The 20,343-nt window shown below is 72.3% G+C and carries 21 protein-coding genes; 9 read left to right on the top strand and 12 right to left on the bottom strand.

What is annotated here, in order from left to right; translation table 11 throughout:
• Positions 1–41: 41 nt before the first annotated feature.
• From ACIBVL_RS17390 to ACIBVL_RS17375, 4 genes are all read right to left on the bottom strand, one after another.
• Positions 42–1,673, bottom strand: coding sequence for a phospho-sugar mutase (locus tag ACIBVL_RS17390; protein WP_399098024.1), 1,632 nt, complete (start codon positions 1,671–1,673; stop codon positions 42–44).
• 131 nt (positions 1,674–1,804) lie between these two features.
• Positions 1,805–2,629 carry a purine-nucleoside phosphorylase gene (locus ACIBVL_RS17385; protein ID WP_399098023.1) on the bottom strand — a complete coding sequence of 275 codons (825 nt, stop codon included), beginning with the start codon at positions 2,627–2,629 and terminating at the stop codon, positions 1,805–1,807.
• Positions 2,630–2,775: 146 nt separating this feature from the next.
• Entirely contained in the window at positions 2,776–3,072 is a 297-nt protein-coding gene (locus tag ACIBVL_RS17380; RefSeq protein WP_399098022.1) for a hypothetical protein, read from the bottom strand.
• Between the two features lie 15 nt (positions 3,073–3,087).
• Entirely contained in the window at positions 3,088–3,534 is a 447-nt protein-coding gene (locus tag ACIBVL_RS17375) for a gamma-glutamylcyclotransferase (protein WP_399098021.1), read from the bottom strand.
• A 95-nt stretch (positions 3,535–3,629) separates the two neighbouring features.
• Between ACIBVL_RS17375 and ACIBVL_RS17370 the strand changes: the two genes are divergently transcribed.
• Both ACIBVL_RS17370 and ACIBVL_RS17365 read left to right on the top strand, forming a co-directional pair.
• Positions 3,630–5,078 (top strand): NAD(P)H-quinone dehydrogenase, encoded by a 1,449-nt coding sequence (locus ACIBVL_RS17370; protein WP_399098020.1) that lies wholly within the window; start codon positions 3,630–3,632, stop codon positions 5,076–5,078.
• Positions 5,079–5,292: 214 nt separating this feature from the next.
• Entirely contained in the window at positions 5,293–6,225 is a 933-nt protein-coding gene (locus ACIBVL_RS17365) for a DeoR/GlpR family DNA-binding transcription regulator (RefSeq protein WP_399098019.1), read from the top strand.
• 224 nt (positions 6,226–6,449) lie between these two features.
• Here ACIBVL_RS17365 and ACIBVL_RS17360 read toward each other — a convergent pair whose 3' ends face one another.
• On the bottom strand, positions 6,450–8,225 hold the full coding sequence (locus tag ACIBVL_RS17360; protein WP_399098018.1) for an acetyl/propionyl/methylcrotonyl-CoA carboxylase subunit alpha: 1,776 nt from the start codon (positions 8,223–8,225) through the stop codon (positions 6,450–6,452).
• A 384-nt stretch (positions 8,226–8,609) separates the two neighbouring features.
• Here ACIBVL_RS17360 and ACIBVL_RS17355 point away from each other — a divergent pair, with 384 nt between their 5' ends.
• Positions 8,610–9,095 (top strand): hypothetical protein, encoded by a 486-nt coding sequence (locus ACIBVL_RS17355; protein ID WP_399098017.1) that lies wholly within the window; start codon positions 8,610–8,612, stop codon positions 9,093–9,095.
• Here the strand turns inward: ACIBVL_RS17355 and ACIBVL_RS17350 are convergent.
• The 4 genes from ACIBVL_RS17350 to ACIBVL_RS17335 all read right to left on the bottom strand — a co-directional run bounded on the left by ACIBVL_RS17350 (position 9,064) and on the right by ACIBVL_RS17335 (position 11,763).
• Positions 9,064–9,669: a Maf family protein gene (locus ACIBVL_RS17350; RefSeq protein WP_399098016.1), complete on the bottom strand. Its 606-nt coding sequence runs from the start codon at positions 9,667–9,669 to the stop codon at positions 9,064–9,066. The genes ACIBVL_RS17355 and ACIBVL_RS17350 overlap by 32 nt on opposite strands.
• Positions 9,670–9,697: 28 nt before the next feature.
• Positions 9,698–9,826, bottom strand: coding sequence for a morphogenic membrane protein MmpB (gene mmpB / locus ACIBVL_RS17345; RefSeq protein ID WP_399098015.1), 129 nt, complete (start codon positions 9,824–9,826; stop codon positions 9,698–9,700).
• A gap of 108 nt (positions 9,827–9,934) precedes the next feature.
• On the bottom strand, positions 9,935–10,144 hold the full coding sequence (locus ACIBVL_RS17340) for an acyl-CoA carboxylase epsilon subunit (RefSeq protein ID WP_399098014.1): 210 nt from the start codon (positions 10,142–10,144) through the stop codon (positions 9,935–9,937).
• Between the two features lie 14 nt (positions 10,145–10,158).
• A complete protein-coding gene (locus ACIBVL_RS17335) occupies positions 10,159–11,763 on the bottom strand; it encodes an acyl-CoA carboxylase subunit beta (protein WP_399098013.1) in 1,605 nt (534 codons plus the stop codon).
• A 110-nt stretch (positions 11,764–11,873) separates the two neighbouring features.
• Here ACIBVL_RS17335 and ACIBVL_RS17330 point away from each other — a divergent pair, with 110 nt between their 5' ends.
• Positions 11,874–12,740, top strand: a complete 867-nt coding sequence (locus tag ACIBVL_RS17330) for a biotin--[acetyl-CoA-carboxylase] ligase (RefSeq protein ID WP_399098012.1) — start codon at positions 11,874–11,876, stop codon at positions 12,738–12,740.
• A 138-nt stretch (positions 12,741–12,878) separates the two neighbouring features.
• Entirely contained in the window at positions 12,879–14,021 is a 1,143-nt protein-coding gene (locus tag ACIBVL_RS17325) for an adenylate/guanylate cyclase domain-containing protein (RefSeq protein WP_399098011.1), read from the top strand.
• A gap of 71 nt (positions 14,022–14,092) precedes the next feature.
• Here the strand turns inward: ACIBVL_RS17325 and ACIBVL_RS17320 are convergent, their stop codons facing one another.
• Complete coding sequence (locus ACIBVL_RS17320) at positions 14,093–14,701, bottom strand: hypothetical protein (RefSeq protein ID WP_399098010.1); 609 nt, start codon at positions 14,699–14,701, stop codon at positions 14,093–14,095.
• Positions 14,702–14,972: 271 nt separating this feature from the next.
• Between ACIBVL_RS17320 and ACIBVL_RS17315 the strand changes: the two genes are divergently transcribed.
• The 3 genes from ACIBVL_RS17315 to hutH all read left to right on the top strand — a co-directional run bounded on the left by ACIBVL_RS17315 (position 14,973) and on the right by hutH (position 18,655).
• Entirely contained in the window at positions 14,973–15,779 is an 807-nt protein-coding gene (locus ACIBVL_RS17315; RefSeq protein WP_399098009.1) for an enoyl-CoA hydratase/isomerase family protein, read from the top strand.
• A 104-nt stretch (positions 15,780–15,883) separates the two neighbouring features.
• Positions 15,884–17,026, top strand: coding sequence for a diguanylate cyclase domain-containing protein (locus ACIBVL_RS17310; protein ID WP_399098008.1), 1,143 nt, complete (start codon positions 15,884–15,886; stop codon positions 17,024–17,026).
• Positions 17,027–17,116: 90 nt separating this feature from the next.
• Positions 17,117–18,655, top strand: coding sequence for a histidine ammonia-lyase (gene hutH, locus ACIBVL_RS17305; RefSeq protein ID WP_399098428.1), 1,539 nt, complete (start codon positions 17,117–17,119; stop codon positions 18,653–18,655).
• Between the two features lie 64 nt (positions 18,656–18,719).
• Here the strand turns inward: hutH and ACIBVL_RS17300 are convergent, their stop codons facing one another.
• Both ACIBVL_RS17300 and ACIBVL_RS17295 read right to left on the bottom strand, forming a co-directional pair.
• Positions 18,720–19,505 (bottom strand): hypothetical protein, encoded by a 786-nt coding sequence (locus tag ACIBVL_RS17300; protein ID WP_399098007.1) that lies wholly within the window; start codon positions 19,503–19,505, stop codon positions 18,720–18,722.
• 42 nt (positions 19,506–19,547) lie between these two features.
• The gene (locus ACIBVL_RS17295) at positions 19,548–19,883 is read right to left on the bottom strand and encodes an LAETG motif-containing sortase-dependent surface protein (RefSeq protein WP_399098006.1); all 336 of its coding nucleotides are present in this window, start codon (positions 19,881–19,883) and stop codon (positions 19,548–19,550) included.
• 110 nt (positions 19,884–19,993) lie between these two features.
• Between ACIBVL_RS17295 and ACIBVL_RS17290 the strand changes: the two genes are divergently transcribed.
• Complete coding sequence (locus ACIBVL_RS17290) at positions 19,994–20,338, top strand: hypothetical protein (RefSeq protein ID WP_399098005.1); 345 nt, start codon at positions 19,994–19,996, stop codon at positions 20,336–20,338.
• Positions 20,339–20,343 lie beyond the last annotated feature (5 nt).

The following is a 20,343-nucleotide window of genomic DNA, read 5'->3' as shown; positions in this document are numbered from 1 at the left end:
CCGGGTGGTGACCCGGCCGGTCTTCCGTCTCTCCCGCCGGGTCAGATGCCCGCCGCCGCCGACAGATCCCGCTTGATCGCCGCGAGCAGGCCGTCGGCCTGGGCGCGGGCGGCCGGGAGACCGGCGTGGTCGGCGACCGGGACCACGACCTCCAGGTAGCACTTCAGCTTGGGCTCGGTGCCGCTGGGGCGGACGATGACGCGGGCGCCGTCGAGGGTGTAGCGCAGACCGTCGGTGGGCGGCAGTGTGTCGGTGCCCCGGGTGAGGTCCTCGGCGCGGGTGACGGCGAGCCCGGCGAGCGAGGCCGGGGGCTGCTCCCGCAGCCGGCGCATCGCGTCGGCGATGACGGCCAGGTCCTGGACGCGGACCGACAACTGGTCGGTGGCGTGCAGACCGTGCTCCACGGCGAGGTCGTCGAGCAGGCCGAGGAGGGTGCGGCCCGCCTCCTTGAGCTCGGAGGCGAGTTCCGTGATGAGCAGGGCGGCGGTGATGCCGTCCTTGTCCCGCACGCCCTCGGGGTCCACGCAGTAGCCGAGGGCCTCCTCGTAGCCGTAGCGCAGGCCCTCCACGCGGGCGATCCACTTGAAGCCGGTGAGGGTCTCCTCATGGGGCAGACCCGCCTTCCCGGCGATACGGCCGAGGAGGGAGGAGGAGACGATCGACTCGGCGAAGGTCCCCTGGACGCCGCGCCGGACCAGATGGGCGGCGAGGAGCGAGCCGACCTCGTCGCCCCGCAGCATGCGCCAGTCGCCGCCGGCGGGGACGGCCACGGCGCAGCGGTCGGCGTCCGGGTCGTTGGCGATGATCAGGTCGGGGTGCGTGGCGCGGGCCCGCTCGAAGGCGAGGTCCATCGCGCCGGGCTCCTCCGGGTTGGGGAAGGCGACGGTCGGGAAGTCCGGGTCGGGGTCGGCCTGCTCGGCGACGAGGACGGGCTCCGGGAACCCGGCGCGCGCGAAGGCGGCCAGCAGGACGTCCTTGCCGACGCCGTGCATCGCCGTGTAGACGGCGCGGGCGGTGCGGGGGGAGCCGGGGGCGAGGACGGCGTCGGTGCGGGCCAGGTAGACGTCGAGGACGGCCTCGTCGAGCGTCTCCCAGCCGGACTCCGGCCGCGGGACGTCGTCCAGGGACCGTACGGCGTCGATCTCGGCGGCGATCTCCGCGTCGGCGGGCGGCACGATCTGCGAACCGTCGCCCAGGTAGACCTTGTAGCCGTTGTCACGGGGCGGATTGTGACTGGCCGTGACCTCGACTCCGGCGACCGCGCCCAGGTGCCTTGTGGCGTACGCCAGGACGGGCGTGGGGAGGGGCCGGGGCAGCACGGCGGCGCGCAGTCCCGCGCCCGTCATCACCGCGGCGGTGTCCCGGGCGAAGTCGGCGGACTTGTGGCGGGCGTCGTACCCGACGACGACCAGACCGCCCTCCTGCCCCTTGCCCTTGAGGTACGCGGCGAGACCGGCGGCGGCGCGGATGACGACGGACCGGTTCATACGCATCGGCCCGGCCCCCAGCTCACCGCGCAGACCGGCGGTGCCGAACTGGAGCGTGCCGGTGAAGCGGGCGGCCAGCTCGGTGACGTCCCCCGCCTCGATGAGCTTGTCCAGCTCGGCGCGGGTCTCGGGGTCGGGGTCCTCCGCGAGCCAGGCCTGGGCGCGGGCGAGGAGATCGTCGTGCACGGTGGTCAACCTCCGGTTGCTTGTGAACGCCGGCCCATTCTCCAGCCCGGCCGGCGTGTGGGGACGAGGCCCGTTCGGGGCCGAAGCGGGGTCTGGGGGCCGGCGGCCCCCAGTCGCCGGCGGAACCGCTGCTACAGCCGGTCCAGCACCTGTGCCAGCAGCGAGCCCATCCGCGTCGCCGAGTCCCGCCCCGCCTGCAGAACCTCCTCGTGGTTCAGCGGCTCCCCGGTCATGCCCGCGGCGAGATTCGTCACGAGGGAGATGCCCAGCACCTCGGCCCCGGCCTCACGCGCCGCGATCGCCTCCAGCACCGTCGACATGCCCACCAGGTCCGCGCCGATGACCCGTGCCATCCGGATCTCGGCCGGCGTCTCGTAGTGCGGGCCGGGGAACTGGGCGTAGACGCCCTCCTCCAGCGTGCCGTCGATCTCCTTGCACAGGGCGCGCAGCCGCGGCGAGTACAGGTCGGTGAGGTCGACGAAGTTGGCGCCGATGATCGGCGAGGTCGCCGTGAGGTTGATGTGGTCGCTGATCAGGACCGGCTGCCCGGGGCGCATGCCCTCGCGCAGACCGCCGCAGCCGTTGGTCAGGACGACGGTCTTGCAGCCCGCCGACACGGCCGTACGGACCCCGTGCGCGACGGCGGCGACCCCGCGTCCCTCGTAGTAGTGGGTGCGGCCCAGGAACACCAGGGCGCGCTTCTCCCCCATGCGGTACGAGCGGATCTTGCCGCCGTGGCCCTCGACCGCCGGCGGCGGGAAGCCGGGCAGCTCGGTGACCTGGAACTCGGCGTCGGGGGCGCCGAGGGCGTCCACGGCGGGTGCCCAGCCGGAGCCCATCACGAGGGCGACGTCGTGGGTCTCGGCGCCGGTCAGTTCGCGCAGGCGCGAGGCGGCGGCGTCGGCGGCGGCGTGGGGGTCGCCCTGGATGTCGTCCGGGAGAAGATGTGCGTTCACGCGGATGAGGGTAGCCGGTTCTTGCCTACGCGCGTAGATGACAGAGCCCGCGGGAAGGCGATCGTTGCCTTGTCGTTTCCAACCGGCGGCCCCCACGATCGCCGTCGGCAGCGGCCTCCGGCAGCGGTTCCGGACGGCCGCTCCGGTCACTCCTGCGACCACTCCTCCGGGACGACGACGTCCTGGTCGCTGAAGACCTCGACCACGAAGATCAGCAGCCGGCCGCGGCTGACGATGTACTCCGCGAAGATGTGCTCCGTGAGCCGGACCGTGCGGTCGTCGCCCGTCGCGCTGACGGCACGGGACGCGGGGAGGTAGGGGTCGCGGGCCAGTACGGCGATGCCCCGGTCGAACCTGGCGCGCTGGCGTGCGTCCAGGCGGTCGCGCGCCGCCGCGGCCTGCTCGGTGTAGAAGACCTGGTAACCGTGGCGCGTCCCGCTCATACACATCAGGATCGTTCAGCAGGGCCTTTTCCGCAGCTCCATCACGTAGTCGTGCGGCGCCCCCGCCGACTCCGCCGCGTCGGCGATCTCCCCGAGGTAGCGGGCCGACGGCAGGCCTCCCTCGTAGCCGTTGAGGACGTACACCCACGCCCCGGTCTCGCCGTCCAGGGTGTGCACCCGGACCCGGGCCCGGCGGTAGATGCCGAGCCCGACGCCCTCCCAGCGGTCCAGGGACTCCTCGTCCATGGGCGCGAGGTCGTAGAGCGCCACGAAGACCCGGGCCTCCGGGTCCGCGCCGTCCTCCACGACCGTCGCCAGCGCGCCCTCCCAGCCGAGCTGCTCGCCGCCGAAGGTCAGCCGCCAGCCGTTGAGCCAGCCCGTCGCGCGCAGGGGCGAGTGCGGGGCGCGGCGGGTCATGAGCCGCGCGTCGAGGTTGCCGGCGTACGCGGCGTAGAGCGACATGCGACGAGAGTACGGCAGTCGGCACACCCGTCATTCGCGCCACAGAGGCGGCTCCCGCGCCCCCCGGGGAGTACCACCGGGGGGCGTGCGGGACAATGGAGTACGTGACTCGGATCGTGATCATCGGTGGCGGACCCGGCGGCTATGAGGCGGCGCTGGTGGCCGCGCAGCTCGGCGCGGAGGTGACCGTCGTCGACTGCGACGGTCTGGGCGGAGCGTCGGTGCTGACCGACTGCGTGCCGTCGAAGACCCTTATCGCTACGGCCGAGGTCATGACGACCTTCGACTCGTCGTACGAGGAACTCGGCATCATCGTCGCCGACGACACCCCACCCCTGGAACAGGCGGCCCGGGTCGTCGGGGTGGACCTCGGCAAGGTCAACCGGCGTGTGAAGCGGCTCGCGCTCGCGCAGTCGCACGACATCACCGCCTCCGTCACCCGTGCCGGGGCCCGGGTGCTGCGCGGCCGCGGCCGCCTGGAGGGCATGCAGGCCCTGGACGGTTCCCGCAAGGTCGTCGTCACCGCCGCCGACGGCGCCGAGGAGACCCTCACCGCCGACGCCGTCCTGATCGCCACCGGCGGTCACCCCCGCGAGCTGCCCGACGCCCAGCCCGACGGCGAGCGCATCCTGAACTGGACCCAGGTCTACGACCTCGGCGAGCTGCCCGACGAGCTCATCGTGGTCGGCTCGGGCGTCACCGGTGCCGAGTTCGCCGGCGCCTACCAGGCCCTCGGCTCCAAGGTCACCCTGGTCTCGTCCCGGGACCGCGTGCTGCCCGGTGAGGACCCGGACGCCGCCGCCGTCCTGGAGGAAGTCTTCCGGCGCCGCGGCATGAACGTGATGGCCCGCTCCCGCGCCGAGTCCGCCAAGCGGGTCGGCGACCGGGTCGAGGTCACCCTCTCCGACGGGCGGGTCATCACCGGCTCGCACTGCCTCATGGCCGTCGGCGCCATCCCCAACAGCGCGGGGCTCGGCCTGGAGGAGGCGGGCGTCAAGGTCCGCGAGTCCGGGCACATCTGGACCGACAAGGTCTCCCGGACCACCGCGCCGGGCGTGTACGCCGCCGGTGACGTGACCGGCGTGTTCGCGCTCGCGTCCGTCGCCGCCATGCAGGGACGTATCGCCATGTACCACTTCCTCGGCGACGCGGTGGCCCCGCTCAACCTCAAGACGGTCTCCTCGAACGTCTTCACCGACCCCGAGATCGCCACCGTCGGCTACACCCAGGCCGACGTCGACGCCGGTGTCATCGACGCCCGAGTGGTCAAGCTGCCGTTGCTGCGCAACCCGCGCGCCAAGATGCAGGGCATCCGCGACGGCTTCGTCAAGATCTTCTGCCGGCCCGGCACCGGCATCGTCGTCGGCGGTGTGGTCGTCGCGCCGCGCGCGTCGGAACTGATCCACCCCATCTCGATCGCCGTCGACAACAATCTGACGGTCGAACAGATCGCGAACGCCTTCACCGTGTACCCGTCCCTTTCGGGCTCGATCGCCGAGGTGGCCCGGCAGCTTCACACCCGCAAGGCGGCGGGGGAGGCCTGAGGGCGGGTTCCGACTCCCCGCAGGTCACGGCGAGTTGACGGACGCACAGAAGGGTTTACGGGTGGCATGGGTGCCGGAACTGCGCCCTATACCACCTCCCGTCCCTCTGTGCGAACAACTTCGACTATTCGGTGTAAAGAGCTGAAAGCAGACGGTCGCCCGCGTTACTGTCAGTTTCGTGTTCGCTGCAGAACGTCGCCAATTGATCCTCGAAATGGTGCGAGCGAACGGGGCCGTGTCGCTCCGTGAGCTCGCCCGCGTCGTCCAGACCTCCGAAGTGACCGTACGGCGGGACGTGCGCGCACTGGAGGCAGAAGGACTCCTCGACCGCCGGCACGGCGGTGCGGTATTGCCGGGCGGGTTCACGCGGGAGTCCGGCTTTCCGCAGAAATCCCATCTCGCGACCGCCGAAAAGACCGCCATCGCGGACCTCGCCGCCAACTTCGTCGAAGAGGGCGAGGCCATCGTGGTCGGGGCGGGTACCACCACCCAGGAGCTCGCCCGCCGGCTCGCCCGTGTCCCCGGTCTGACGGTCGTCACCAACTCCCTCCTGGTCGCCCAGGCGTTGGCCCATGCCAACAGAGTCGAAGTGGTGATGACCGGGGGCACCCTGCGTGGCTCCAACTACGCCCTCGTGGGCAGCGGAGCCGAACAGTCGCTCCAGGGGCTGCGCGTCTCCAGAGCGTTCCTGTCGGGGAGCGGACTGACCGCCGAGCGCGGACTGTCCACCTCCAACATGCTGTCGGCCTCCGTCGACCGGGCGCTCGTCCAGGCGGCCGCCGAGGTCGTCGTCCTCGCCGACCACACCAAGCTCGGCACCGACACCATGTTCCAGACCGTGCCCACGGACCTCATCACCCGCCTGGTGACCGACGAGCCGCCCGCGCACGACGACCGTGCCGCCACCGAGCTGCAGGCCCTCGCGGACCAGGGGGTGCAGATCGCCGTGGCCGGGGCGTCCGGAAGCCCGGGGGGTGACGCGGTCCCGGCGCGCCCTCAGCAGCAGCGCCGGGACGTCCCCCTCCCGGCCCCTCGCCGGGGCCAGGTCCCCGGCTCGGCCACACTGCGTGCGGCCGCGGCCGCGGCGCTCGCCGAACAGTCGTCCGGCACCGACCGCGCCCGTGTCGCGGACCTCCGCCGCCGCTGAGGCCTCGGGCGGTTGAGCGGGCGGGTGGGGTGAACTCGACCCTCGGGGGGCTGCCGCCACCGCGTCTCCGGCTTCGGCCCTCGACGGACCTCGTCCCTCGGGCCTCGTCCCTGAACGGCCCCGGAGGAGATTCCCGGACCGGCTGACGGTGCCGTTCTGTGCTGTGCATACGGCGGGGCGCCCGGTGGGTCGGTCCACCGGGCGCCCCGTCGCATGTCGTGCGCTCAGTCCTTGATCTCGCAGATCGCCGCGCCGGAGGTGACGGACGCGCCGACCTCGGCCGCGAGGCCCTTGACGGTGCCGGAGCGGTGCGCGTTCAGCGGCTGCTCCATCTTCATCGCCTCGAGTACGACCACCAGGTCGCCCTCCTTGACCTCCTGGCCCTCCTCGACCGCGACCTTGACGATCGTGCCCTGCATCGGGGAGGCGAGGGTGTCGCCGGAGGCGACGGGGCCGGACTTCTTGGCCGCCCGCCGCTTGGGCTTCGCGCCGGCGGCGAGGCCGGTGCGGGCCAGGGACATACCGAGCGAGGACGGGAGGGAGACCTCCAGGCGCTTGCCGCCGACCTCGACGACGATCGTCTCGCGGTCCTTGTCCTCCTCGTCCGCCTCGGCGTCGGCCGGGGAGACGAACGGCTTGATCTCGTTGACGAACTCGGTCTCGATCCAGCGGGTGTGGACCGTGAACGGGTCGCCGGAGCCGGTGAGCTCGGGGGCGAACGCCGGGTCCCTGACGACCGCGCGGTGGAACGGGATGGCCGTGGCCATGCCCTCGACCTGGAACTCCTCCAGCGCGCGGGCGGCCCGCTGCAGAGCCTGCTCACGGGTGGCGCCGGTGACGATCAGCTTGGCGAGCAGGGAGTCCCACGCGGGGCCGATGACCGAGCCGGACTCGACACCCGCGTCGAGGCGCACACCCGGGCCGGACGGCGGGGCGAACGTGGTGACCGTGCCGGGGGCCGGGAGGAAGCCCCGGCCCGGGTCCTCGCCGTTGATGCGGAACTCGAAGGAGTGACCGCGCAGCGGCGGGTCGTCGTAGCCGAGCGCCTCGCCGTCGGCGATGCGGAACATCTCGCGCACCAGGTCGATGCCGGAGACCTCCTCGGTGACCGGGTGCTCGACCTGCAGACGCGTGTTGACCTCCAGGAAGGAGATCGTGCCGTCGTTGCCGACGAGGAACTCCACCGTGCCGGCGCCGACGTAGCCGGCCTCCTTCAGGATCGCCTTGGAGGAGGAGTACAGCTCGGCGACCTGCTCGTCGGAGAGGAACGGCGCGGGGGCCTCCTCCACGAGCTTCTGGTGGCGGCGCTGGAGAGAGCAGTCACGGGTGGAGACGACCACCACGTTGCCGTGCTGGTCGGCCAGGCACTGCGTCTCCACGTGGCGCGGCTTGTCGAGGTAGCGCTCGACGAAGCACTCGCCGCGTCCGAAGGCGGCGACCGCCTCACGGACGGCCGAGTCGTACAGCTCGGGGACCTCTTCCAGCGTCCGGGCGACCTTCAGACCCCGGCCGCCGCCGCCGAAGGCGGCCTTGATCGCGATGGGCAGGCCGTGTTCCCGGGCGAAGGCGACGACCTCCTCGGAGCCGCTGACCGGGTCCGGCGTACCGGCCACGAGAGGGGCGCCGGCGCGCTGGGCGATGTGGCGGGCGGCCACCTTGTCGCCGAGGTCGCGGATGGCCTGCGGCGGCGGGCCGATCCAGACCAGGCCGGCGTCCAGGACCGCCTGGGCGAACTCGGCGTTCTCGGAGAGGAAGCCGTAGCCCGGATGGACGGCGTCCGCGCCGGACTCGCGCGCGGCGTTCAGCACCTTCTGCATGTCCAGGTAACTGGTCGCCGGAGTGTCACCGCCCAGGGCGAACGCCTCGTCCGCGGCCCGGACATGCAGAGCATCCCGGTCCGGGTCGGCGTACACGGCAACGCTCGCGATACCGGCATCCCGGCACGCCCGGGCAACGCGGACTGCGATTTCGCCACGGTTGGCGATGAGCACCTTGCGCACGATTGAGGCTCCCTCCTTGAAACAAGCCGAGTTTAGGGACTGCCGACACGGCACTTCGACCCGTCCCCAGAGGTGAGCTTGCCCACACGGAGCGTGATGCGAGGCTCACTCGACCGTGAAATCCCTTGTAGTACCGCCGTACGCAGCACTCCACCCGGCAACCCTAGCCCTCCCGTGTGGCCAAGGTCTCTGTGAGAGCGTGCTGCGGCCCACTCCGTTTCTTTGTGGAGTCCCTACGAATGGCCCAATGATTCTTTGCCGGGCGCAGAACCCTTGTCCCCGGGTTTACCCGTTAGTAGCGTTCGCGATGTCTCGAACGTACTTGAGGTAACTGCAACCCCGCTCGGGCCGGACTCGGGCGGGGGCGAAAGTGGGTGGGGACCGGTGGTACGCAGACCGGTGGCGTGGATCGTGGCTCTCCTGCTGTTCGCGGAGGCACTCGGCATCGCCGCGCTGAACTGGCTCATGGGAACCCTGGCCGACCGGCAGAACATGTCCCTGGCGGGCATCGATCCGGACGTCATGTCGACCTCCTCGAAGGTCGGCGGGATCGTCTTCGGCCTCTACTTCGCCCTGTGCGGGCTGGTGGCGCTGCTGGTGGCCCTGCGCAACCGCCCGGCCGCCGGCTTCGGGCGTGTCCTGCTGATCAGCGCGGCCGTGGTGCACGCCCTGCTGGGCGCGTTCGCCTGGGGCCTGCTGGGCTGGCAGCAGTTCCTGTTCATGGTCGTGGTGCTCGCGCTGATCGTGCTGCTCCTGATGACGTACGACGTCCCGCAGGCGCCCGCCGCCGAGGAACCGGAGGACGGCGGCAGGGGGGACGGGGGCGACGGCTCGCCGGTCACCCCTCCCGCGGCGCCCACAACTCCGTGATACCGACCCCCAGCCGGCCCAGCAGCCTGCGGACCAGGGGCAGGCTGATGCCGATGACGTTGCCGTGGTCGCCGTCGATACCGTCGATGAAGGGCGCCGAACGGCCGTCCAGCGTGAACGCCCCCGCGACATGGAGGGGCTCGCCCGAGGCGACGTACGCGGCGATCTCCTCGTCGGTCGGCTCCCCGAAGCGGACCACGGTGGAGGCGGTCGCGGAGGCGTAGCGCCCGCTGAGGGTGTCGTAGACGCAGTGCCCCGTCTGGAGCGTGCCCGCCCGGCCGCGCATCGCCTTCCAGCGGGCCGTGGCCTCCTCCGCGTCCGCCGGCTTGCCCAGGGCCTCGCCGTCCAGGTCGAGGACCGAGTCGCAGCCGATCACCAGCGCCCCGTTGACCTCGGGCCGCGCGGCCACCACGGAGGCCTTCGCCTCGGCGAGCGCGAGGGCCAGGTCGGCGGGGGTGGGGGCGGTGACGGCTTCCTCGTCCACGCCGCTCACGATGACCTCGGGGACGAGGCCGGCCTGGCGCAGGAGGTTCAGGCGGGCGGGGGACTGGGAGGCGAGGACGAGTCGGCGCATGCCGTCAGCGTAGCGCCGGGTGCGGCGCTCATCTGAGGCCCAGCACGATCATGGCGATCACCATGGCCAACGCCAGGAAGAGGCCGAGCCGCCTGAGGGTCTCCTGCATCTCGCGGAGTTCCTTGGGCGGCTCGTTCTTCGGGTCGGACCACAACATGCTTCCCAGGGTGCGGCGAGTGCGGCCTCGCCGCCTGAGTACGCGTACTCAGGTTTCGTGGCGGCCGGCCGCCGTTCCCCGCGCCCCTCAGGAGCGGGTGGGCTGTCTTCAGCTCGGCCAGTAGGTGCGGGCCCACGACGCCCGACCGGGCTGCGGCACCCGCTGACCCGCGAGACGGGCCGGGTCGGACCACGCGTCCCTGGGACCCTCCGCGCCGGACGGCATGGCCGACGCCGCCGCGGCGCGGGCTCTCACCACCGCCAGGGCGGCGGCCAGCTCCTCCGGGGTCGGGTTGCCCCGTACGACCTTGATGTTCATGACGGCTCCCGGGCCTAGAGGGGGATGTTGCCGTGCTTCTTCGGAGGCAGGGATTCCCGTTTGGTGCGCAGTTGACGCAGGCCGCGCACGATGTGGCGGCGGGTGTCGGACGGCATGATCACGGAGTCGACGTAGCCGCGCTCGGCCGCGACGTAGGGGTTGAGGAGGGCGTCCTCGTACTCCTGGATGAGCCGGGCGCGCACCGCCTCGGCGCTTTCGCCGTTCGCCTCCGCCTCGGCGATCGAGCGGCGGTGCAGGATGTTGACCGCGCCCTGGGCGCCCATGACGGCGATCTGGGCGGTCGGCCAGGCCAGGTTGAGGTCGGCGCCGAGGTGCTTGGAGCCCATGACGTCGTAGGCACCGCCGAAGGCCTTGCGGGTGATGACCGTGATCAGCGGGACGGTCGCTTCCGCGTAGGCGTAGATCAGCTTGGCGCCGCGGCGGATGATGCCGTCGTGCTCCTGGTCGACGCCGGGCAGGAAGCCGGGGACGTCGACGAAGGTGATGACGGGGACGTTGAAGGCGTCGCAGGTGCGCACGAAGCGGGCCGCCTTCTCGGAGGCGGTGATGTCGAGGCAGCCGGCGAACTGCATCGGCTGGTTGGCGACGATGCCGACCGGGTGGCCCTCGACCCGGCCGAAGCCGGTGAGGATGTTCGGCGCGAACAGCGGCTGGGTCTCGAAGAACTCGGCGTCGTCCAGGACGTGCTCGATGACCGTGTGCATGTCGTACGGCTGGTTGGCGCTGTCCGGGACGAGGGTGTCCAGCTCCAGGTCCTCGTCGGTGACCGCGAGGTCCGCCTCCTCCGGGAAGACCGGGGCCTCGGACAGGTTGTTGGACGGCAGGTACGACAGCAGCTGCTTGACGTACTCGATGGCGTCCTTCTCGTCGCCCGCCATGTGGTGCGCCACGCCGGAGACGGAGTTGTGGGTGCGGGCGCCGCCCAGCTCCTCGAAGCCGACGTCCTCGCCGGTGACCGTCTTGATGACGTCCGGGCCGGTGATGAACATGTGCGAGGTCTGGTCGACCATGACGGTGAAGTCGGTGATCGCGGGGGAGTAGACCGCGCCGCCCGCGCAGGGGCCGACGACCAGCGAGATCTGCGGGATGACACCACTCGCGTGGGTGTTGCGGCGGAAGATCTCGCCGTACGCCCCCAGGGAGGCGACACCCTCCTGGATGCGGGCGCCGCCGGAGTCGTTGATGCCGATGACCGGGCAGCCGGTCTTCAGCGCGAAGTCCATCACCTTGACGATCTTCTGACCGTAGACCTCGCCCAGCGCGCCGCCGAAGACGGTGAAGTCCTGCGAGAACACCGCGACCGGACGGCCGTCGACCGTGCCGTAACCCGTCACGACACCGTCGCCGTAGGGGCGGTTCTTCTCCAGGCCGAAGTTGGTGGAGCGATGGCGGGCGAACTCGTCGAGCTCGACGAAGGACCCCTCGTCGAGGAGGAGTTCGATGCGCTCACGGGCCGTCAGCTTGCCCTTGGCGTGCTGTTTCTCGACGGCGCGAGCGGAGCCGGCGTGCGTCGCTTCCTCGATACGGCGCTGGAGATCCGCGAGCTTGCCCGCGGTGGTGTGGATGTCGATCTCTTGACGCTCTTCCGGCTCGGACATCGGGATGCGGCTCCCTGCCTGCTCAAAAGGGGGGACGGTTACTCATCCGTAGAGTAGTGGTGGCCCTGGGAATCAGCAGTGCGGCGTTTCACACACCTAGGGTGGCTTGCATGACGCCCCGAGATGCTTCAGACGCCGACGGCAGCCGCTGGTCCGACCTGGACCGGCCGCCCCTCAACGCCACCTCCCTGCGCCGGGCCCTGGTGCGGGAGGGCAGCTTGTGGTCAAAGGTGGACGTGGTGCAGCGGACGGGCTCCACCAACGCCGATCTGCTGGCGCGGGCGGTCGAGGGCAAGGTGGAGGAGGGCGCCGTCCTCGTCGCCGAGGAGCAGACCTCCGGGCGGGGCCGCCTGGACCGCCGGTGGACGGCGCCCCCGCGCTCCGGGCTCTTCTTCTCCGCGCTGCTCAGGCCCGGCGAGGTGCCGGTCTCGCGCTGGGGCTGGCTGCCGCTGCTCACGGGCGTGGCCGTGGCGACCGGGCTGGCGCGGGCGGCGGGTGTCGACACGGCACTCAAGTGGCCGAACGACCTGCTGGTGACCGTGGCGGGAGAGGAACGCAAGGCCGGCGGGATCCTCGCCGAGCGGGCCGGGCAGGACGGTGTCGTCATCGGTGTCGGCATCAACGTCACCCTGCGCGCCGACGAACTGCCGGTCCCGCAGGCCGGGTCGCTGGCGCTGGCCGGGGCGGTGAACACGGACCGGGACCCGCTGCTGCGGGCCGTGCTGCGGTCGCTGGAGGACTGGTACGGGCGCTGGCGGGCGGCAGGGGGCGATCCGGCGGCGAGCGGGCTGCAGGAGGCGTACGCGGCGGGGTGCGCGACGCTCGGTCGTGCCGTGCGCGCCGAGCTGCCGGGGGAGCGGTCCCTGGTGGGGGAGGCGGTGGCCGTGGACGGGGACGGGAGGCTGGTGATCGCGACCGAGGAAGGGGTACAGGAGCCGGTGGGGGCGGGAGACGTCGTGCACCTGCGACTGGCGTGAGTGCTGATCCGCGCTGAGGCTGGGGGTGGGTTCACCCACCCTCGCTGCGTAGGGCAGCTCGGGCGTGAGCTGGCGCACACTGCCGTAGAGTTGAGGCCGGTCGATACCTGACCGCGGAAGATCGGAAGGGCAGCAGGCGTGACCGTCGACGACACGGGCTCCGGCGCGGGCGCGGAACGCCGGGTGGATCCCCACGCCGCCGATCCCGGCGACAACGGCGAGGACAACCCGCTCGCCCTGCGCCTCGAACACCTCATTCTCGGCGCCGAGCGGCGCTACACCCCGTTCCAGGCGGCCCGCAGCGCCGGTGTCTCCATGGAGCTGGCGTCCCGTTTCTGGCGGGCGATGGGCTTCGCCGACATCGGGCAGGCCAAGGCGCTCACCGAGGCCGACGTACTGGCGCTGCGCCGCCTCGCCGGTCTGGTCGAGGCGGGACTGCTGAGCGAGGCGATGGCGGTCCAGGTGGCGCGGTCCACGGGGCAGACCACCGCCCGGTTGGCGGAATGGCAGATCGACTCCTTCCTGGAGGGGCTCACCGAGCCGCCCGAGCCGGGCATGACCCGCACCGAGGTCACGTATCCGATCGTCGAGCTGCTCCTGCCCGAGCTGGAGGAGTTCCTCGTCTACGTCTGGCGCCGCCAGCTCGCCGCCTCCGCCGGGCGGGTCGTGCAGGCCGCCGACGACGAGGAGATGGTCGACCGGCGGCTCGCCGTCGCCTTCGCCGATCTCGTCGGCTTCACCCGCCTCACCCGCCGCATGGAGGAGGAGGAGCTCGGCGAGCTGGTGGAGGCCTTCGAGACCACCGCCGCCGACCTGGTGGCGGCCCGCGGCGGACGGCTGATCAAGACCCTCGGTGACGAGGTGCTCTACGCGGCGGACGACGCGGGCATCGCCGCGGACATCGCGCTGCTGCTCGTCGAGACGATGAGCAACGACGAGACGATGCCCGAGCTGCGCGTCGGCATGGCCTTCGGCACGGTGACGACCCGGATGGGCGATGTCTTCGGTACGACGGTCAACCTGGCCTCGCGGCTGACGTCGATAGCGCCGCGGGACGCCGTGCTCGTCGACAGCGCCTTCGCGGAGGAGCTGATCCGCACCGGCGACGCGCCGGCCTCGGAGGCGGAGGCCGCCGAGGAGGCGGCCGCGGCGGAGAAGGAGGGCGAGGAGCCCCCGAAGTACCGCTTCGCGCTCCAGCCGATGTGGCAGCGCCCGGTGCGCGGTCTGGGCGTCGTGGAACCGTGGCTCCTGACCCGCCGCCCCGGCCCGCTGACCCCTTAGGGCGTGTGGGAAAGTCCCGCCTTCCCGCCGGGCCCGCCCTCCGGGCGGACGACGCTGCTTTCACCACACCCTTAGGGGGCGTCGACGCACAGGCCCACGACCGGGACGCAGAGGCCGGGCTGGTGCGGATGTGGCTGAGGCGTGGAGGGCGTGGTGGCCGGGGTGGTCCGGGCGGGTGCCGGGGGCGGGGTCGACGCGGGACGCGGGGCGGTGGTGTGGCCGGGCGCGGGGGCCGGGGCATCCGGAGCGGCCGGTGCCGGGGTCACCCCCGGGAGCGCCGGGGTGTAGGTGGCGCCCGGGGTGAGGGCGACGGACGTGGGTGAACCGGGGGCGCCCGGGACGAGGCTGACCTCGGGTGTGGGGGTGGGGCTCGCGCCGCCCATGGCGGAGGGGGTGGTCGGGGTGGCCGCGACGGTGGCGCCGGCGTTGGCCGCGCGGTCCGCGTCGGCGCCGACGCCCGTGACGGGGGCGGGGCGGGGTTCCGCCTCCGCCGTTCCGATACCGGTGACGCCGCCCGGGTCCGACGCCATCCGCACCAGGCTCAGCACGCCGGCGGCCAGCGCGAGGCCGCCCGCGGCGAACAGGACCTTGCGGGGGCGGGGACGGCGGTGCCGGCCGCGCGGGGCCGCCCAGAGCCGGGTGGACTCCTCCTGGGTGTCGTCCACCGGTGTGCTCGTCATCGCGTTCCTCCCCGGTGCGGTCACGCCCCTGAAGGGCCGGGGCGGACGCACGTTATGCGCTCCTGTGGGCGGTCGGGGAGGAGTTGGGCGGGATGTCACCCGAAGGGATGGATGGCGGCTCGTGCGGGGGCGGGTGCCGGCTCGTGTGGGGCGGGTGCCGGCGAGGGAAGCGGGCGGCGCTTCCGCGGCCTTTTGTCCCGGGGGCCGGGGCTGCGATGATCGGGGTTCGAGAGTGGTTAACCGGCGTTAACTCTGAGAACGCGGAGGATGCATGGGCAGCGAGGAGCGGTACGGGGAGTTCGTCCTGGTGCGGCGGCACGGAGAGGGCGGCCATGTCGCGGAGCTCGTTCTCGACCGGCCCAAGGCCATGAACGCCATGTCCAGCGAGATGGCCCGGTCCATCGCCGGGGCGTGCGCGGCGCTGGGCGAGGACCGCGACGTACGGGTCGTCGTGGTGACCTCGACGCACGAGCGGGCGTTCTGCGTCGGCGCCGACCTGAAGGAGCGCAACTCCTTCAGCGACGCGGACCTGCGGCGGCAGCGGCCGGTCTCGCGCGGGGCGTACACCGGCGTCCTGGAACTGCCGGTGCCGGCGGTCGCGGCGGTGCACGGGTTCGCGCTGGGCGGCGGGTACGAGCTGGCGCTCGCCTGCGATGTGATCGTGGCCGACCGCACCGCCGTGGTGGGGCTGCCGGAGGTGTCGGTGGGCGTGATCCCGGGCGGGGGCGGTACGCAGTTGCTGCCGCGCCGGGTGGGGGCGGCCCGGGCGGCCGAGCTGATCTTCACCGCGCGGCGGGTGGAGGCGGGCGAGGCGCGGGAGCTGGGGCTGGTGGACGTGCTGGTGGAGGAGGGGCGGGACCGGGAGGAGGCGCTGGCCGTGGCCTCCCGGATCGCGGGCAACTCACCGGTGGGGCTGCGGGCGGCCAAGCGGGCGCTGCGGCTGGGGCAGGGGCTGGATCTGCGGGCGGGGCTGGAGGTGGAGGACGCGGCCTGGCGGACGACGGCGTTCTCGGGGGACCGGGCGGAAGGGGTGGCGGCGTTCAACGAGAAGCGGGCGCCTCGGTGGCCGGGGGAGTAGGTGCCGTCATGATCGCCCGGGGGTGTGCGGGCGATCGCAGCCGGTGTCACTCTAAGTGCGCACTCGGCGTCCCCTTTTGTAGTAAATATCCCTAGTCTGGGGTAATGGGTGACGACAGACGCCTCGCGGCTGTGGTGGCGCTCGCGCAGGGGATGGCGGCCGCGCGGGCGCCCCGGGAGTCCTGGCGGGCCGCCGCCCTCGGGGCGTGCCGGGCGCTCGCGGGTGGCTTCGCCGCGCTCTCGGTGTGGGAGCGGGACCTGGGGCGGCTGCGGGTCCTGGTGAACGTGGGGGACCGGGCCGCCGACGAGGAGGAGTTCCCGGAGGCGGAGGCCTATCCGGTGCACCAGTTCCCCGAGATCACCGAGTTCCTGCACGAACGCTGGGCGTCCGGCGGCGAGCCCAACGCCTGGGTGGAGACGGCGGAGGGCGCGGCCGAGGGCCGGCCCGGGTACTGCCATCAGAGGGTCGCCGCCCTGCGCCGCAGGGGCCGCGGCTCGTGCGTCGTGGCGCCGATCGTGCTGCACGGCCGCGCCTGGGGCGAGCTCTATGTCGCCCGCTCCTCCGGCACCCCCGTGTTCGACCGGGCGGACGCCGACTTCGCGACCGTCCTGGCCGCCGTCGTCGCCGCGGGGCTGGCCCAGACCGAGCGGCTGGAGGAGGCCAGGCGCCTCGCCTTCACCGACGCCCTCACCGGTCTCGCCAACCGCCGCGCCGTGGACGTACGCCTGGAGGAGGCCGTCGAGCGGCACCGTGCGCAGGGTGTCGTCGTCAGCCTGGTCGTGTGCGACCTCAACGGGCTCAAGCGGGTCAACGACACGTGCGGGCACGCCGTCGGGGACCGGCTGCTCGAACGGTTCGGGTCCGTCCTGTCGCTGTGCGGGGCCATGCTGCCGGGCGCGCTCGCGGCGCGGCTCGGCGGCGACGAGTTCTGTCTGCTCGCGGCCGGGCCGCCCGCCGACGACGTGGTGAAGGTGGCCGACGAGCTGTGCCGCCGGGCCGGGGAGCTGGAGCTCGGCGAGGGTGTGGCGTGCGGGGTCGCGTCCACCGAGGATCCCATCGGGCCCGTCCGCAGCGCCCGCAGGCTCTTCCGGCTCGCCGACGCCGCCCAGTACCGTGCCAAGGCCGTACGGGCCGCCCGGCCGGTCGTCGCGGGTCGCGAGGGCCCCGACGATCCCGTCGTGCGCCTGGCCGACGAGCCGCCGCGGGAGCGGGCGGCCGAGCGGCGCAGCTTCCGTGGCCGGCCGTGACGGGGCGGCTGTGACGCATTCGGTAAGGGGTGAACCGGGCCCCCACTGGTGACATCTTCGTCTTCACTGCGTACGCTCCTGAATATGGATATGCACACTGTGGTGGTGGGGACGTCCGGGGTGACCGCGTCCGACGTGCTCGCCGTGGCGCGCGGCGGCGCCCGCGTCGAACTCTCCGGGGAGGCGGTGGCGGCCCTCGCCGCGGCCCGCGGGATCGTGGACGCCCTCGCGGCCAAGCCCGACCCGGTCTACGGCGTCTCCACCGGGTTCGGCGCCCTCGCCACCCGGCACATCAGCCAGGAGCTCCGCGCCCAGCTGCAGCGCAACATCGTCCGCTCGCACGCCGCCGGCATGGGTCCGCGCGTCGAGCGCGAGGTCGTCCGCGCGCTGATGTTCCTCCGGCTGAAGACCGTCTGCTCAGGACACACCGGCGTCCGGCCCGAGGTCGCACAGACCATGGCCGACATCCTGAACGCCGGCATCACCCCGGTCGTCCACGAGTACGGCTCCCTCGGCTGCTCCGGTGACCTCGCGCCGCTGTCCCACTGCGCGCTGACACTCATGGGGGAGGGCGAGGCCGAGGGCCCGGACGGGGTCGTACGGCCCGCCGGCGAACTCCTCGCCGAGCACGGCATCGACCCCGTGGAACTGCGCGAGAAGGAGGGGCTCGCGCTCCTCAACGGCACCGACGGCATGCTCGGCATGCTGATCATGGCCCTCGCCGACCTGGACACCCTGTACAAGTCCGCCGACATCACGGCCGCCCTCAGCCTGGAGGCGCTGCTCGGCACGGACAAGGTCCTCGCGCCCGAACTGCACGCCATCCGCCCGCACCCGGGCCAGGGCGACTCCGCCGCCAACATGCTCGCGGTCCTCGAGGGCTCGGAACTCACCGGCCACCACCAGGACGACGCCCCTCGCGTCCAGGACGCCTACTCGGTGCGCTGCGCCCCGCAGGTCGCCGGCGCCGGCCGCGACACCATGGCCCACGCCCGGCTGGTCGCCGAGCGGGAGCTGGCCTCGGCGGTCGACAACCCGGTGGTCCTGCCCGACGGACGGGTGGAGTCCAACGGCAACTTCCACGGCGCCCCGGTCGCCTACGTCCTGGACTTCCTCGCCATCGCCGTCGCCGACCTCGCCTCCATCGCCGAGCGGCGCACCGACCGGCTGCTGGACAAGAACCGCAGCCACGGTCTGCCGCCGTTCCTCGCGGACGACGCCGGCGTCGACTCCGGGCTGATGATCGCCCAGTACACGCAGGCCGCGCTGGTCGGCGAGCTGAAGCGGCTGGCCGTACCGGCCTCGGCGGACTCGATCCCGTCCTCCGCGATGCAGGAGGACCATGTGTCGATGGGCTGGTCGGCCGCCCGCAAGCTGCGCACGGCCGTCGACAACCTCACGCGCGTGCTCGCCGTCGAGCTGTACGCCGCCACGCGCGGCGTCGAACTGCGCGAGGGGCTCACTCCGGCGCCCGCGTCCCGGGCGGTGATCGAGGCCGTACGCAAGGCCGGCGTCCAGGGCCCGGGGCCCGACCGGTTCCTGGCGCCCGACCTCGCGGCCGCGGACGCTTTCGTGCGCGACGGCCGGCTCGTCGCGGCGGCGGAGACGGTCACCGGGCCGCTCCGGTAGAGCAGCGGGGCCCTGCCGTACGCAGATGACGGCAGGGCCCGGAAGTACCGCGAGGGTACTGGAGTTACTTGAGCTTGGTGACCTGCGCCTGGACCACGGCCGCCGGGATCGAGGTCGCCTTGCCGGAGGCGAGCGCGGCGAAGTTCACCGTGTAGAAGGTGGCGACGGTGTTGCCCTTGCGGATCACCTCGGTGTGGAAGGTGGCCGTGCCCTCGCCGTCCACGTCGACGTCCTCCGAGAACGCCACCGACTCGTCGCCGCCGCCGGTGCCCTTCTCCGAGGCGACCTTGGTGACCTTCGACTTCTCGCCCTCGGCCGCGAGGGCGTACCCGCCGGAGCAGGCCGTCACGCCGTCGGACACGGCCTTCATGGCCTTCTCGGCGCCGTCGCCGTCGTACGAGGAGAGGCCCACGAACGTCATGTTGACGTTGAACGCGTCCTCGATGTCGGCCTCCGACGGGGAGGCCGTGACGGACGCCGACTTGTCCTCCGTGACGGAGTTGCTGGCGTTCGCGTCCGTGTCGCCCGGCGCGAGACCGGCCGTGGCCCAGGCGAGCGGGTCGCAGGCCGCCTTGTCCGTCTTCACGGCGGTCTTCGACTTCGGCAGGGTGTCGTCACCCGAGTCGACCTTGTAGCCCTTGACATCGCCCTGTGCGAGCAGCAGCTTCTCCAGCTCGGCCGCGGTCGACGCCTTCGCGTCCGAGGCGGCGGAAGCCGTGGCGGAGGACGAGTCCTTGGAGTCCTTCGAGTCCTTGGAACCGTCGTCCGAGGAACACCCCGTGAGGAGGGCGAGTGACAGTGCGCCTATCGCGGCGGTGGAGCACAGCCGCGCCCCCGATGATCTCTTCATGAGCGGACTATGAAGGAATCGTCAAGGAACAGTCAACTCGATTCAAAAGCCGAGACGTTCCCGGCGAACCGAATAAACCACGAAACCCGCGCCCAGGGCGAGAAGCGTCGTTCCGCCGACCAGGTACGGGGTGGTGTCGAAGCTTCCGGTGTCGGCGAGACGGGTGCCGTCGTCGGCCGTCGTCGTCGCGCTGCCGGCGCTCGTGGACGCGCTGTCCGCACTCGTGGACACGGCGCGCGCCTGGGCCGTGACCTGCGTCGACGTCTCCGTTCTCACCGAGGCGTCCTGGGACGCGTTGGCGGACGGGACGAACCACAGGGCACCCAACAGGGTCCCCGCGGCGGTGGCGGTCAGCAACGGACGGCGAGCGGATGACACGGAATATCGATCCCCTTGTGGCGCTGGCGAATTGGCCGTGTGGGCCGATGCTAATGAAAGGCGCGGGTCGCGGGAAAGTTGCGGGAGCTGTGAGCCGTACGCTCCGGGGCATGAGCGTTGAAGAGACATCACGTTTTGTCCGGCTTCGGGTGGAGCTGGTGGTGGAGGTGCAGGACGCCGACGCGTTGACGGGGGCGGCCGCCGGGCAGATCGCCGCCGGCCCGGAGACGCCGGACGCCGAGCGCGCTCACGCCGAGAGTGTTGTGACGGAAGACACCGCGGAGGCCCTCGCGTATCTCGTCGACCCGTTCGACCTGGTCAGGGAGGTGCCCGGGGTGGAACTCCACCAGGCCTCCTGGTCCAGCGAGCAGATCGACTACGACCCGGATTCGCCTGAGTGGGACCTGGACGAGGATGATGGCGAGGACGGCGGCGAAGAAGCCGGCATCGGCTGAGCGTC

Origin of the sequence: Streptomyces sp. NPDC049687, from assembly GCF_044465285.1 — a bacterium.
GTDB lineage: Bacteria > Actinomycetota > Actinomycetes > Streptomycetales > Streptomycetaceae > Streptomyces.
The sequence above is the reverse complement of the archived record's forward strand: the minus strand, read 5'-3'. Positions and strand labels throughout refer to the sequence as shown.